The organism is Microbulbifer aggregans, assembly GCF_001750105.1.
In the GTDB taxonomy this organism is placed as follows: domain Bacteria; phylum Pseudomonadota; class Gammaproteobacteria; order Pseudomonadales; family Cellvibrionaceae; genus Microbulbifer; species Microbulbifer aggregans.
This window is the reverse complement of the sequence record NZ_CP014143.1, coordinates 1,576,794-1,589,898: the sequence shown is the minus strand read 5'-3', so window position 1 is coordinate 1,589,898 and position 13,105 is coordinate 1,576,794. Positions and strand designations below refer to the sequence as shown.

Annotated in this window: 23 protein-coding genes; 1 reads left to right on the top strand and 22 read right to left on the bottom strand. The window is 56.6% G+C overall.

The genetic code is table 11. From position 1 onward, the window contains the following. Positions 1–413 precede the first annotated feature (413 nt). Positions 414–1,868 (top strand): pectin acetylesterase-family hydrolase, encoded by a 1,455-nt coding sequence (locus AUP74_RS06970; protein WP_069946946.1) that lies wholly within the window; start codon positions 414–416, stop codon positions 1,866–1,868. A gap of 49 nt (positions 1,869–1,917) precedes the next feature. Here AUP74_RS06970 and AUP74_RS06965 read toward each other — a convergent pair whose 3' ends face one another. The 22 genes from AUP74_RS06965 to rplP all read right to left on the bottom strand — a co-directional run bounded on the left by AUP74_RS06965 (position 1,918) and on the right by rplP (position 13,103). Next, positions 1,918–2,571, bottom strand: a complete 654-nt coding sequence (locus tag AUP74_RS06965; protein ID WP_145924336.1) for a hypothetical protein — start codon at positions 2,569–2,571, stop codon at positions 1,918–1,920. A 229-nt stretch (positions 2,572–2,800) separates the two neighbouring features. Further along, the gene (locus AUP74_RS06960) at positions 2,801–3,046 is read right to left on the bottom strand and encodes a DUF1315 family protein (RefSeq protein WP_069946944.1); all 246 of its coding nucleotides are present in this window, start codon (positions 3,044–3,046) and stop codon (positions 2,801–2,803) included. Between the two features lie 137 nt (positions 3,047–3,183). Further along, the gene (gene rplQ, locus AUP74_RS06955; RefSeq protein ID WP_069946943.1) at positions 3,184–3,579 is read right to left on the bottom strand and encodes a 50S ribosomal protein L17; all 396 of its coding nucleotides are present in this window, start codon (positions 3,577–3,579) and stop codon (positions 3,184–3,186) included. 134 nt (positions 3,580–3,713) lie between these two features. Then, positions 3,714–4,718, bottom strand: coding sequence for a DNA-directed RNA polymerase subunit alpha (locus AUP74_RS06950; RefSeq protein WP_069946942.1), 1,005 nt, complete (start codon positions 4,716–4,718; stop codon positions 3,714–3,716). A 27-nt stretch (positions 4,719–4,745) separates the two neighbouring features. After that, a complete protein-coding gene (gene rpsD, locus AUP74_RS06945) occupies positions 4,746–5,366 on the bottom strand; it encodes a 30S ribosomal protein S4 (protein ID WP_069946941.1) in 621 nt (206 codons plus the stop codon). 15 nt (positions 5,367–5,381) lie between these two features. Further along, entirely contained in the window at positions 5,382–5,771 is a 390-nt protein-coding gene (rpsK, locus tag AUP74_RS06940; protein WP_069946940.1) for a 30S ribosomal protein S11, read from the bottom strand. 77 nt (positions 5,772–5,848) lie between these two features. Beyond that, the gene (gene rpsM / locus AUP74_RS06935; RefSeq protein WP_069946939.1) at positions 5,849–6,205 is read right to left on the bottom strand and encodes a 30S ribosomal protein S13; all 357 of its coding nucleotides are present in this window, start codon (positions 6,203–6,205) and stop codon (positions 5,849–5,851) included. A 389-nt stretch (positions 6,206–6,594) separates the two neighbouring features. Further along, positions 6,595–6,711, bottom strand: coding sequence for a 50S ribosomal protein L36 (rpmJ, locus tag AUP74_RS06930; protein WP_010133825.1), 117 nt, complete (start codon positions 6,709–6,711; stop codon positions 6,595–6,597). Between the two features lie 43 nt (positions 6,712–6,754). Then, complete coding sequence (gene secY, locus AUP74_RS06925) at positions 6,755–8,101, bottom strand: preprotein translocase subunit SecY (RefSeq protein WP_069946938.1); 1,347 nt, start codon at positions 8,099–8,101, stop codon at positions 6,755–6,757. 11 nt (positions 8,102–8,112) lie between these two features. Next, positions 8,113–8,547, bottom strand: coding sequence for a 50S ribosomal protein L15 (gene rplO, locus AUP74_RS06920; protein WP_069946937.1), 435 nt, complete (start codon positions 8,545–8,547; stop codon positions 8,113–8,115). A gap of 1 nt (position 8,548) precedes the next feature. Continuing rightward, complete coding sequence (rpmD, locus tag AUP74_RS06915) at positions 8,549–8,734, bottom strand: 50S ribosomal protein L30 (protein WP_067086993.1); 186 nt, start codon at positions 8,732–8,734, stop codon at positions 8,549–8,551. A 38-nt stretch (positions 8,735–8,772) separates the two neighbouring features. After that, the gene (rpsE, locus tag AUP74_RS06910; protein WP_069946936.1) at positions 8,773–9,279 is read right to left on the bottom strand and encodes a 30S ribosomal protein S5; all 507 of its coding nucleotides are present in this window, start codon (positions 9,277–9,279) and stop codon (positions 8,773–8,775) included. A 10-nt stretch (positions 9,280–9,289) separates the two neighbouring features. Beyond that, entirely contained in the window at positions 9,290–9,640 is a 351-nt protein-coding gene (gene rplR, locus AUP74_RS06905; RefSeq protein WP_069946935.1) for a 50S ribosomal protein L18, read from the bottom strand. 13 nt (positions 9,641–9,653) lie between these two features. Next, a complete protein-coding gene (rplF, locus tag AUP74_RS06900) occupies positions 9,654–10,187 on the bottom strand; it encodes a 50S ribosomal protein L6 (protein ID WP_069946934.1) in 534 nt (177 codons plus the stop codon). A gap of 12 nt (positions 10,188–10,199) precedes the next feature. Then, the gene (gene rpsH, locus AUP74_RS06895; RefSeq protein ID WP_069946933.1) at positions 10,200–10,592 is read right to left on the bottom strand and encodes a 30S ribosomal protein S8; all 393 of its coding nucleotides are present in this window, start codon (positions 10,590–10,592) and stop codon (positions 10,200–10,202) included. 25 nt (positions 10,593–10,617) lie between these two features. Continuing rightward, a complete protein-coding gene (gene rpsN, locus AUP74_RS06890) occupies positions 10,618–10,923 on the bottom strand; it encodes a 30S ribosomal protein S14 (RefSeq protein WP_069946932.1) in 306 nt (101 codons plus the stop codon). A gap of 9 nt (positions 10,924–10,932) precedes the next feature. Continuing rightward, a complete protein-coding gene (gene rplE, locus AUP74_RS06885; protein ID WP_069946931.1) occupies positions 10,933–11,472 on the bottom strand; it encodes a 50S ribosomal protein L5 in 540 nt (179 codons plus the stop codon). A gap of 18 nt (positions 11,473–11,490) precedes the next feature. Beyond that, on the bottom strand, positions 11,491–11,808 hold the full coding sequence (gene rplX / locus AUP74_RS06880) for a 50S ribosomal protein L24 (protein ID WP_069946930.1): 318 nt from the start codon (positions 11,806–11,808) through the stop codon (positions 11,491–11,493). 21 nt (positions 11,809–11,829) lie between these two features. Beyond that, a complete protein-coding gene (gene rplN, locus AUP74_RS06875) occupies positions 11,830–12,198 on the bottom strand; it encodes a 50S ribosomal protein L14 (protein ID WP_069946929.1) in 369 nt (122 codons plus the stop codon). A 34-nt stretch (positions 12,199–12,232) separates the two neighbouring features. Further along, on the bottom strand, positions 12,233–12,496 hold the full coding sequence (rpsQ, locus tag AUP74_RS06870) for a 30S ribosomal protein S17 (RefSeq protein WP_069946928.1): 264 nt from the start codon (positions 12,494–12,496) through the stop codon (positions 12,233–12,235). 2 nt (positions 12,497–12,498) lie between these two features. Next, on the bottom strand, positions 12,499–12,690 hold the full coding sequence (gene rpmC, locus AUP74_RS06865) for a 50S ribosomal protein L29 (RefSeq protein ID WP_069946927.1): 192 nt from the start codon (positions 12,688–12,690) through the stop codon (positions 12,499–12,501). Further along, complete coding sequence (gene rplP / locus AUP74_RS06860) at positions 12,690–13,103, bottom strand: 50S ribosomal protein L16 (protein ID WP_067087034.1); 414 nt, start codon at positions 13,101–13,103, stop codon at positions 12,690–12,692. The genes rpmC and rplP overlap by 1 nt, the downstream gene beginning before the upstream one ends. Positions 13,104–13,105 lie beyond the last annotated feature (2 nt).

Here is a 13,105-nt window from a genome sequence, read left to right as displayed (position 1 = left end):
TGCTCCGGAGTAGCAATACGCTGTTTATTGCCCCCGAGTTTTGCGGACTGGCGCGTGAAAATAAAGTCCCCGCGGGACAGATGCAGAGCAACTCAGGTTAGTTGGTACAACAACGAGCGTTAACTGGTACGCAAACGAGACATGCCTTTCTTCCGTTTTTTGTGAAGCACTTCAACAGAATCAAACTTACCTCAAGATTTTCCCCTGACCATATGGTCGACCCTGCTTATATGCTGGACCAGTGGCGCTGCACTGCATACTCTTCAGGCGATTTACCACGCGCGATGCGGACAGGATGCCGGCATCGCTGTCGACAGGGTGTCGTTAGTGGTTCGCTGTTCCCTGAAGTGCGACTGCGTTGATTCGCTGGCTCCGATCCAGAGAGAAAACACCAATCACTAAGGGGATTCAAAATGACAAGAACGTTAAGTAACGCAGCCACTGCATTCGCACTGGCCTCCCTCACACTGAGCAGCAGCGCCTTCGCCGAACCCGGCGACTATGGGTTCTGGGCCACCCTCGGCAACCTTGCTTCTCCCCGACAGGCCAATGCGCCAGTCACCCCGGCAGAAACCGAAGGTATGTATCCGCTGTCGATGGACGACGCGGCGTTTAATGATGGCTTCGATCCTGCCGACTACAACAACTGGCAAAAAGTGGACGTGCCGGCGAGCACCGGCGCCATGTGTGGTAATGGTTCACCGTATAAGTTCTTCGTGTACCGGGTGCCGGATACCAGCAACACCATATTTTACTTCGAAGGGGGCGGCGCCTGCTGGGACTACGAAAGCTGTTCCGGACAGGCCGGTATTCGCGGCGCCCGCAATCCCAACGGGATTCCGGATGATTATGTGCAGAACATCAACCTGCTGGATTTCCAGAACTCCTCGAACCTGGGGACAGCCGCAGCCTCACCACTGATTTATACCCACCACCCCTACGACCAGTACAAGACCGGAGAGTGGAATATCGTCTATGTGCCGTACTGCACTGGGGATATCTATGTCGGGGACAAAACAGAGATCTACACGGATCCGACTGGCCAGAACCCCGATCTGGTTTTCCACCACAACGGGCTCCGCAATGTCCAGGCCGTGACATCGTGGGTAAAGAACAACCTGCAGAAACCGAAGCAGATGGTAGCTGCGGGCTGCAGTGCCGGCAGTATTGGAGCGCTACTCAATTACTCGAAGCTGCGCGAAGACATGAATGTGGATTACGGTTACCTGCTGGATGATTCGGGGCCCCTCTACAATGCCCCGCGCAGCAGTAATGACCCGGTCACCTACCCATCACTACCGCTACACAGCAAAGTGCTGGACTCCTGGACTGCCTATACCGATAGCGGCGACCCCGATGAGGAAAACCCGATCAATCTCCTCGCCAGCATTACCCCTGGATTCGACCCAGACGCACTGGCAAGCCTTTACGCAGGCCTGTCAGGAAAGTTCCCAGGGGATCGCATGGGCATTACCCACTTTCTCGCCGACGGTAACTTCTCGTCATACTCCTACGAGCGCTTTTATGACGAAATCAGCAATGACCCTAACCCGGACTCCAGGCTGGCCAAGTTGAGGAGCAAATGGCAGCAGGACACTTTCAACAACCTGATACCCATGCTGGATCAGACCAGCAACTGGGGTTACTACTTTCCGATGTTCCGTAACTTTAATGAGAGCCACTGCACGACGGTGCTCGACCTGCAGTATGGTGAGATCGCTGAGCTGGGGCTCGATACCCGGGTCTTTCTCGATAACATCATCAACTACCAGGGCGGAGGGATGATCCGCGCCTACGAAACGGATCAGGTCTCCGACTTCGAAAACAATAACAACTGGTTTTACGACCTCGTGGGCGGACTGCTCTGAGCACTCCTGGAACTAACGGAAAAGGCCGCACATTGTGCGGCCTTCTTCATCAGTGCCCGTAGGCTTCCTGTCGCGCCGCCTGTAGCCTCTGGCGCAGGTAGGCTTGCCTCGACACCCCTTCAGGGAAGGATTCCATTTGCTGGACTTCCCTGACAATTTCCGCCTCAAGTTCCTTGTAGCGGGCAAAACCCGGGACTTCCTCGTAGGGATCATACTGCTGTAACTGGCGTTCTGACCGTTGCCGATATTGCGCCAGGATCTCTGCCGAGCGCTGATCATAGTCATCCTTGTTATCGCTGTTGCGATCAAGCCACGCCAACTTCAGGGTCAACGCCTCAAATGCAAGCACCCTGCCCTCGTGCTCGATGCGCTCGATCAGCGCCCAGGCTTCGTCATCACTGATCTCCCCGTCCCCGCCCGCAAAGTAATCCTGCAACGCGCGCTTGTCTGTTTCTTCAGCGAGGTATTCCTGCACCCTCGGGTGTTCCAGCAGCGCCTCCACTGCCTGATCCTGAAGCGGTTGGGTATCATCGGCTATGGCTTCTGGCGCAGGATCGAGCTTCCCCGCCACTTGCGGTGGTAGAGGGATCAGGTCGTCACTGCCGGCGGGCTCCCCGCGGGTAAGCCCGAGAACAGCCACCACGGCACCAGCCGTCAAACACGACACGGCCCACAACGCCAATTTGTGCTTGGTGCTCACCATATGTGCCCCCATCACCGAGTCCTCAGTTGGATAGAACCGCAGTGTATCGTGAGGACAAGTGGGAACTAACGGTAGCGCTAGGCAGGCGGGTGCAAATACGCGTCAGGTGCGGAGAATTGGGATTCAGTGCCGCTGCGGGAGAATTCACGCCTGCCGCTGGCAGACGTTTACAGACCCTGACGCAGGGTTTGAAGGCTCGCGACCGGGCGATGCCATGGCCTGGTAAATACTACGCCCAGGTAAGAGGCTTCTCGTCGTCCTGATCACCGCACGCGGTTTTCTTCGGCGGTACATAACCAATCCGCGACTCTGCAGGAACGTTCTTCGCCTCCCAGTTGGCCACGGCCTCGGCGCAAAGCGAGCGCTGCTGGTCAGTGAGTGACTGGCCATTCGGCCACTTACCGAGTTCGATGGCACGCTTGAGGCTACCGACGATCTGGGGGGTCAGGTTGTCCAGCAACTGCTGCAGGGTCATGGAAACCTCCGGGACTTCAGGAGTAGACGGGTTGGAGTCGCGGTGCGATTTTACACCAAACAGGCGAAAAAAAAGCCGGTCAGTGACCGGCTTTTTCGCAGACTCACCGGAGCGAGTCTTCGGGTGCTGACTGGTGCTTACGCCTCAGCAGCTTCAGCGGCATCATCCTCAACCTGAGGGCGATCCACCAGCTCAACGAAGGCCATCGGGGCCTTGTCGCCAGCACGGAAACCGCACTTCAGGATACGGATGTAGCCACCCGGACGGGCTTCGTAGCGCGGGCCCAGCTCTTCGAAGAGCTTCTTGACCGCATCCTTGTCACGGAGACGGGCAAAGGCCAGACGACGATTGGCAACACTGTCCTTCTTGGCCAGGGTAATCAGCGGCTCGGCGACGCGACGCAGCTCCTTGGCTTTCGGCAGGGTAGTTTTAATCAGTTCGTGTTCAACCAGCGACGCGGTCATGTTTTTGAACATGGCTTTGCGATGGGCGCTGGTACGGCTGAATTTACGGCCACTATAGCGATGACGCATAACTCAATTCCTTACGACATTTTGCTAACGACGGTGCTGTCTCAGCAAGTCGTGCTGGAGCGGCGCTCGCCAGGGGCCAGACACCGCTCGGGTTCTTTCTAAGCGTACGGCCACTGGCCGCACCTACCAGATACTTACAGGGGGCTCAGCTTGCTGTCGCCTTTGAGGCTGGCCGGCGGCCAGTTCTCGAGACGCATGCCCAGGGACAGACCGCGCGAGGCTAGAACGTCCTTGATCTCAGTCAGGGACTTCTTGCCCAGGTTCGGGGTCTTCAGCAGCTCTACTTCGGTGCGCTGAATCAGATCACCGATGTAGTAGATGTTTTCTGCCTTCAGACAGTTGGCCGAACGCACGGTCAGCTCGAGGTCGTCCACCGGACGCAGCAGAACCGGATCGACTTCCGGCTCTTCAGCCGGCTTGTCGGACGGACGGTTGTCCTCCAGGTCCACAAACACGGCCAGCTGCTGCTGCAGGATGGTCGCGGCGCGGCGAATAGCCTCTTCAGGATCCAGGGTACCATTGGTTTCCAGATCCAGAACCAGCTTGTCCAGGTCGGTGCGCTGCTCTACACGTGCGGATTCCACACTGTAAGAAACGCGACGCACCGGGCTGAAGGATGCATCCAGCTGCAGACGGCCGATTGAACGGGTCTCTTCCTCGTCCTCACGACGGGCGTCGGCGGGCTGGTAGCCACGGCCGCGCGCGACGGTCAGACGCAGATTGAGTTCCACGTCGCCGGTGATGTTGGCGATCACGTGCTCGGGATTAACGATCTCGATGTCGTGATCTACCTGGATATCTCCGGCGGTCACCGCACCCGGTCCCTTCTTGCTCAGGCTCAGAACAGCCTGATCCTTGCCGTGCATGACCACAGCGATGTCTTTCAGGTTCAGCAGGATTTCGATTACATCTTCCTGCACACCTTCGATCGCGCTGTACTCGTGCTCAACACCGTCAATCTCGACTTCAGTGACGGCGCAGCCCGGCATGGAGGACAGCAGGATGCGACGCAGTGCGTTGCCCAGAGTGTGGCCGAAACCACGCTCCAGCGGCTCCAGAACCACTTTGGCGTGGTTCGGGTTGTACTCGGTGACGTCAATACGACGCGGTGTCAAAAACTCGTTGACAGCAGTCTGCATAGCCATACCTGTTTAAAGTTGTATCCCTTACTTGGAGTAGAGTTCCACAATAAGGTTTTCGTTGATCTCTGCCGGCAGATCGACGCGATCCGGAACACGCTTGAACGTGCCTTCCAGCTTGCTCGCGTTGACGTCTACCCACTCGACATCGCCACGCTGGGCAGCGAGGGAAACGGAATTCTGGATACGCATCTGCTTCTTGGCTTTTTCACGGATAGAAATCACGTCACCAGCCTGTACCTGGTAAGACGGGATGTTCACCGCGCTGCCATTGACCAGAATCGCCTTGTGGGAAACCAGCTGACGTGCTTCAGCGCGAGTCGCACCAAAGCCCATGCGGTAAACCACGTTGTCCAGGCGTTTTTCCAGCAGCTGCAGAAGGTTTTCACCGGTAGCACCCTTGAGGCGCGCCGCTTCCTTATAGTAGTTGCGGAACTGCTTTTCCAGTACGCCGTAGATGCGACGAACTTTCTGCTTTTCACGCAGCTGTACACCGTAGTCGCTCAGGCGACCACGACCGGCGCCATGCTGGCCCGGCTTGGTTTCCGCGCGGCACTTGGAATCGTGCGGGCGAACACCACTTTTCAGCTGCAGATCGGTACCTTCCCGACGGGAAAGCTTACATTTTGGTCCAATATAACGTGCCATTTTGTCAGCCCCCTCTTACACGCGACGTTTCTTGGGCGGACGACAACCATTATGTGGGATCGGCGTCACGTCGGTGATGTTGGTAATCTTGAAGCCGCAGTTGTTCAGTGCGCGAACAGCGGATTCGCGACCGGGGCCAGGGCCCTTAACTTCGACATCGAGGTTTTTCAGGCCGTATTCCTGAGCGGCATTACCTGCGCGCTCTGCGGCAACCTGGGCTGCAAACGGCGTGCTCTTACGAGAGCCGCGGAAACCGGAACCACCAGCAGTGGCCCAGCTGAGGGTATTACCCTGACGATCAGTGATCGTTACGATCGTGTTGTTAAACGATGCGTGGATGTGGGCAATACCGTCGACAACGGTCTTTTTGACCTTTTTGCGAACAGTAGTTTTTGGCTTAGCCATACCTGTATCCTAAATCCTGTATCAAATCCCCCCATCTCAACCGAGGAGAGGGGCTTGTTAAACCGCGATTCCGCGTCTTACTTGCGAATCGGCTTGCGCGGACCCTTACGGGTACGGGCATTAGTCTTGGTGCGCTGACCACGCAGCGGCAGGCTGCGACGGTGGCGCAGACCGCGGAAGCAACCCAGGTCCATCAAACGCTTGATGTTCATGGAAACTTCCCGGCGCAGATCACCTTCCACGGTCAGTTTTGCAACTTCACCACGGATGGTTTCAATCTGCTCTTCAGACAGATCACGGATTTTGGTGGATTCAGCGATACCAACCGCTGCCAGAATAGACTTAGCAGTAGTGCGACCAACCCCATAGATATGGGTCAGGGAGATCACGGCGTGCTTGTGGTCTGGTACATTGACACCAGCAATACGTGCCATAGAGGCATACTCCACGTATTGGGAGCCACTCTCAAATGTGACTCAACTTAGAATTCGGCGCTGACAGCGACTAAAAAACGGCCTGCGCCACCAAAAAGGCGCGCAAGAATAGCTTTTCAGACACCAAATTGCAATAGCCCGCCCTCTCCCCGAACCCGTCGTGGAGAGAAACGGACGACAGTCAACGCCCCCAATCGGAACCAGAGAAGTGACTCCTCGGTTCCCACCAGACCCGTTAAGGCTCCGGTGTCGCCAGTTACCGCGGGGGCCGCGCTAATTGGCATATTCTCAAACGGCGTCTCGTTCAACCTTCCCTGAAGCGGACGCCAGCCTGACCATCCATGGTCAGTCGCTTATCCCGGCGCGAAGCGTAGCCTCGCGATGCGGGATTAGCCCTGCCGCTGCTTGTGGCGCGGCTCGGCACTGCAGATAACCCGCAGAACGCCCTTGCGGCGCACGATCTTGCAGTTACGGCAGATCTTTTTAACAGAAGCGCGTACTTTCATGATCCTACCTCAATTCACTTAAACCGCATGCCGGACACCGCTGTTAGCGGCGACCGTAGCCCTGCAGGTTCGCCTTTTTCATCAGTCCTTCATACTGGTGGGACAGCAAGTGCGACTGCACCTGAGCCATGAAGTCCATCACCACGACCACAACGATCAGCAGCGAAGTACCACCCAGATAGAAGGGTATGTTCAGCCCAACCACCAGGAACTGCGGTAGCAGGGAGACCAGAGCGATATACACGGCGCCGACAAGGGTGAGACGAGTCAGCACGCTATCGATGTAGCGGGCCGTCTGTTCACCGGGACGGATGCCGGGCACGTACGCGCCGGACTTTTTCAGGTTGTCGGCAACTTCATTCGGGTTGAACATCAACGCCGTATAGAAGAAGCAGAAGAATCCGATCAGCAGCGCGAACAGGATAATGTTCAACGGCTGGCCGGGGCCAAGCTGCAGCGCCATCCACTGCAGAATCTGCGCACCAATTCCTTCACCGCCCTGGCCAAACCACTGCGCCAGTGTGGCCGGGAACAGCAGGATACTGCTGGCAAAAATCACCGGGATCACGCCCGCCATGTTGACCTTCAGCGGCAGGTGGCTGGACTGAGCTGCAGGCGCAGCTGAGTAGCGACCGGCCTGACGGCGCGCATGGTTGATAGTGATCCGTCGCTGCCCCCGCTCCATCACAACGACGAAGTAGACGATAGCGATGGCGACAAAGCCGATGGCCAGCAGCAGCAGGATATGCAGCTCACCCTGGCGGGCCTGTTCAAACGCCTGACCGATGGCACTGGGCAGCCCGGCAACGATACCGGCAAAGATCAGCATGGAAATGCCGTTGCCGACGCCGCGCTCGGTGATCTGCTCACCCAGCCACATCATGAAGACAGCACCGGTAACCAGTGACACGACGGCCACGAAGTAGAAACCGAATGCCGGCTCCGCCGAATAGGCGAGGTTCTGGCCAGCAAGGCCAAAGGTCATGCCGATACCCTGGATCAGGGCCAGTACAACGGTGAGATACCGTGTGTACTGGTTGATCTTGCGCCGTCCCGCGTCGCCCTCTTTCTTGAGGGCTTCGAGGGACGGTGTCACCGCGGTCATCAACTGCATGATGATGGACGCGGAGATGTACGGCATGATGCCCAGAGCCAGAATACTCATGCGCTCCAGTGCGCCGCCCGAGAACATGTTAAACAGGCCAAGGATGGTTCCCTGGTTCTGGTTGAACAGGTTGGACAGCTTCTCCGGATCAATGCCGGGCACCGGAATATGGGTACCTACGCGATACACAAGAATCGCGAGGAACAGAAAACGAAGGCGAGCCCAAAGCTCGCCCAATCCCTTGCTGTTGCCCAGGGAATTTACGCCGGATCCTGGTCGTGCCATTGGGGCCTCAATTAGTCTTCTACTTTACCGCCAGCAGCTTCGATGGCCGCTTTCGCACCCTTGGTGACGCCCAGACCCTTGACGGTTACCGCCTTGGTCAGTTCGCCAGAAAGGAACACTTTGGCGCGTTTTACGTGGCTGCCGATAATATCGGCATTCTTCAGCGCTGCCAAATCGATTACGTCGCCATCTACCTTGTTCAGCTCACCCAGACGTACCTCAGCCGCAAAGCGAGAGGTATATGCAGTGAAGCCGTACTTCGGCAGACGCTTCTGCAGCGGCATCTGACCGCCTTCGAAGCCCGGACGAACGCTGCCGCCGGAACGGGACTTCTGACCTTTGTGGCCACGGCCACCGGTCTTGCCCAGGCCACTGCCGATACCGCGACCAACGCGCTTGGCAGAGTGCTTGTGACCTTCGGCGGGAGAAAGTTCATTCAAACGCATGTTATTCCCCCTCCACCTTCACCAGGTAGTTCACTTTGTTGATCATGCCGCGCACAGCCGGAGTGTCTTCCACTTCCACAGTGTGACCGATGCGGCGCAGACCCAGACCGGCAACGCACGCCTGATGGTTTTTCAGGCGTCCGGCGATGCTTTTGATCTGGGTGACTTTAATGGTCTTCTTAGCCATGGTCTTACCCACTAAATAACCTTTGGTCCGAACCGCGATCAGTTCAGGATTTCTTCAACAGACTTGCCACGCTTGGCCGCTACGTCTTCCGGGCTGCTCATCTGAGCCAGCGCGTCAAAAGTAGCGCGCACTACGTTCACCGGGTTGGTGGAGCCGTAGCACTTTGCCAGTACGTTGTGTACGCCTGCCATTTCCAGTACGGAGCGCATGGCACCGCCGGCAATTACACCGGTACCCTGGGAGGCCGGCTGCATATATACCTTGGAACCACCGTGTACACCCTTGGTGGCGTACTGGATGGTGTCGCCATTCAGGTCAACCTGAATCATGTTGCGACGCGCAGCTTCCATCGCCTTCTGGATAGCGACCGGTACTTCGCGGGCTTTACCGCGACCGAAACCGACGCGGCCATTACCGTCACCGACAACAGTCAGTGCGGTGAAAGCGAAGATGCGACCACCTTTTACAGTCTTGGCAACGCGATTGACCTGGACCAGCTTTTCCTGCAGGCCTTCGTCGTTGCTTTTGTCTTTCTCTCTAGCCATAACTCAACCCTTAGAATTTCAGACCGGCTTCGCGGGCAGCGTCAGCCAGAGCCTTGACGCGGCCGTGGTACTTGTAACCGCTGCGGTCGAAGGCAACTTCTTCAACGCCGGCTGCCTTGGCGCGCTCGGCGATCAGGGAGCCAACCGCTGTGGCGGCGTCGACGTTACCGGTTTTACCTGCGCGCAGGTCCTTATCGAGGGTAGAGGCGGAGGCCAATACCTTGTCGCCGTCGGCGGACAGGATCTGTGCGTAAATGTGGCGCGGCGTGCGGTTCACGGTCAGGCGAACAGCGCCGAGCTCGCGGATCTTGGCGCGGGCACGACGTGCACGACGCAAGCGAGATTGCTTCTTAACGTTCATTTCAATGCCCTACCTACTTCTTCTTGGCCTCTTTGCGATACACGCGTTCCTCGGCGTAGCGGACACCCTTACCTTTGTAGGGCTCCGGCGGACGGAATGCGCGGATCTCGGCGGCCACTTGGCCCAGCAGCTGTTTGTTGCTGCTCTTCAGTACGATTTCAGTCTGGCTCGGGGTTTCGGCGGTGACGCCCTCCGGCAGCTGATAATCGATCGGGTGTGAGAAGCCCAGAGTCAGGTTGACGGATTTACCAGCCGCTTTCGCGCGGTAACCAACACCCAACAGCTGCAGTTTCTTCTCGAAACCCTGGCTCACGCCAACAACCATGTTGTTGACCAGAGCGCGAGTGGTACCAGACAGGGCCTTGGCCTGCTTGGAACCATTGCGGGCTGCGAAAGTCAGCTTGCCGTCAGCCTCGGCCACTTCCACATCGTTGTGGATAACCATGCTGAGGTTGCCATTTCCACCCTTGACGGCGATGTCCTGACCCTTCAGGTCAACGGTTACGCCGGCGGGGATACTTACTGGATCATTTGCTACTCGAGACATACCAACCCCCGCTTAGAATACGGTGCAGAGCACTTCGCCACCGACGCCGGCCTGACGGGCAGCACGATCAGTCATCACACCCTTGGAGGTGGAGACGATAGCGATACCCAGACCACCACGTACGGAAGGCAGAGCTTTCTTACCAGAGTAAGCGCGCAGGCCAGGACGGGATACCCGATCCAGCTCAGCAATAACCGGCTTGCCCTGGAAGTATTTCAGGTCAATGGTCAGTTCAGGCTTGGCGCCTTCGCTTACAGCGTAATCGTTAACGTAACCTTCATCCTTCAGGACTTTGGCAACGGCGATTTTCAATTTGGATGAAGGCAGGGTAACGCTCGCCTTACCGCGCCCGAGGGCATTGCGGATGCGAGTCAGCATATCTGCCAACGGATCTTGCATACTCATTTATAAAGACTCCTCAAGTCTGCCTTTACCAGCTGGACTTAACCAGGCCGGGAACATCACCACGCATGGCCGCTTCGCGCAGCTTGTTACGGCACAGGCCGAACTTACGGTAAACAGCGTGGGGGCGACCAGTAATACGGCAGCGGCGTTGCTGACGTACCGGGCTTGCATCGCGCGGCATTTTCTGCAGCTTGAGTTGAGCCTCCCACTTCTCCTCATCGGAGACAGTGGGACTGGCGATGATCGCCTTCAGCTCCTGACGCTTTTCAGCGTACTTAGCTGCGGTTCGAGCGCGCTTGTTCTCACGCGCAATCATGGATTTCTTCGCCATGGAATCCTCTTAACCCTTGAACGGGAAGTTAAACGCTTTCAGCAGGGCACGACCTTGGTCGTCGTTCGCTGCTGTGGTGGTAATGCAAATATCCAGACCACGAAGCTTGTCTACTTTGTCGTAGTCAATTTCCGGGAAGATGATTTGCTCGGTCACACCCATAGAGAAGTTGCCGCGGCCGTCGAACTGCTTCGGGCTGATGCCACGGAAGTCACGGATACGCGGGATCGCGATGTCAACCAGACGCTCCAGGAACTCGTACATGCGCTCGCCGCGCAGAGTCACCTTACAGCCGATCGGCCAACCTTCACGGATCTTAAAGCCCGCAATAGACTTGCGCGCTTTGGTCACGATGGGTTTCTGACCAGTAATCGCTGTCATGTCACTGACAGCATGTTCCAGTACCTTCTTGTCACCAATCGCCTCGCCAACACCCATGTTGACGGTGATCTTGGTGATGCGCGGCACGGACATCACATTGTCGAGCCCCAGCTCTTCTTTCAGCTTGGGCGCGAGTTCTTTAACGTAGAGCTCTTTCAGCTTTGCCATGATAAATACCCAACCTGCTTATGCGTCGACGGCTTCGCCGTTGGATTTGAAGACGCGAATCTTAGTGCCGTCTTCCAGTACTTTGAAGCCCACACGGTCAGCTTTCTGGGTTGACGGATTGAAAATCGCCACGTTGGAAGCCTGGATAGCGGCTTCCTTCTCAACGATACCGCCGGAAATGCCCATCTGCGGGTTCGGCTTCTGGTGTTTTTTGATCATCTGTACACCGGATACGATCAGTCGGCCATCGTTCAGCACCTTGCGTACAGTGCCACGCTTGCCCTTGTCGCGACCGGCGATAACGATGACTTCGTCGTCACGCTTGATCTTGCGCATTACTCTATCTCCGCTCCAGGCTTAGATAACTTCGGGGGCCAGCGAGATGATCTTCATGAACTTCTCACTGCGCAGCTCGCGAGTTACCGGGCCAAAAATACGGGTGCCGACCGGCGCATTTTGCTGGTTCAGCAGTACCGCTGCGTTTTCGTCAAACTTGATCAGGGAGCCGTCGGGGCGACGCACACCTTTCTTGGTGCGAACCACAACTGCGTTCATCACCTGACCTTTCTTTACTTTACCGCGGGGGATGGCTTCCTTAACGGTCACCTTGATAATGTCGCCCACGCCAGCATACCGACGATGGGAGCCGCCCAGCACCTTGATGCACATGACACGGCGAGCCCCACTGTTGTCAGCTACTTCTAAGTAGGATTCCGCTTGAATCATCGTCTCTCTCCGAAACTCTTCAATGCGCTAGGGGTTAAACCTTCGCCGCACGCTCTACAATTTTTTGCAAAGACCAGGATTTGCTCTTGGACAGCGGACGAGATTCCTCGATGGTTACAACATCACCGATGCTGCACTCATTGTTCTCGTCATGGGCCTTGAGCTTGGTGGACTTGCTCACAATCTTGCCGTAGATCGGGTGCTTAACACGGCGCTCGATCAAAACGGTGATGGTTTTATCCATCTTGTCACTCACTACCTTACCGGTGAGTGTGCGCTTCAGTTTTGCTTCAGCCATGATTAGTTACCTGCCTTCTCGGTCAACACAGTCTTAATGCGAGCAATGTCGCGACGAGTCTGCTTCAGCAGATGGGTCTGAGTCAGCTGACCGGTGGACTTTTGCATGCGAAGCTTAAACTGAGCCTCGAGCTGATTCAGTAATTCCTGGTTCAGCTCTTCAACTGACTTTTCGCGTAGATCTGCAGTCTTCATTACATCACCGAACGCTTAACGAAAGTTGTCTTCACAGGCAGCTTGGCTGCGGCGAGCTCGAAAGCTTCGCGAGCCAGATCTTCGGAAACACCCTCCATTTCATAGAGGACCTTACCCGGCTGGATCTGAGCTACCCAGTATTCTACGTTACCCTTACCTTTACCCATTCGAACTTCGAGGGGCTTACTGGAAATGGGCTTGTCCGGAAACACACGAATCCAGATCTTACCGCCACGCTTAACGTGACGAGTCATTGCGCGACGAGCTGCTTCGATCTGACGGGCGGTAATACGACCGCGACCGATGGCCTTGAGGCCGAACTCGCCAAAGCTCACTTTAGAGCCGCGCTGGGAAAGACCGCGGTTGCGACCCTTCTGTACCTTGCGGAATTTTGTACGCTTCGGTTGTAGCATCT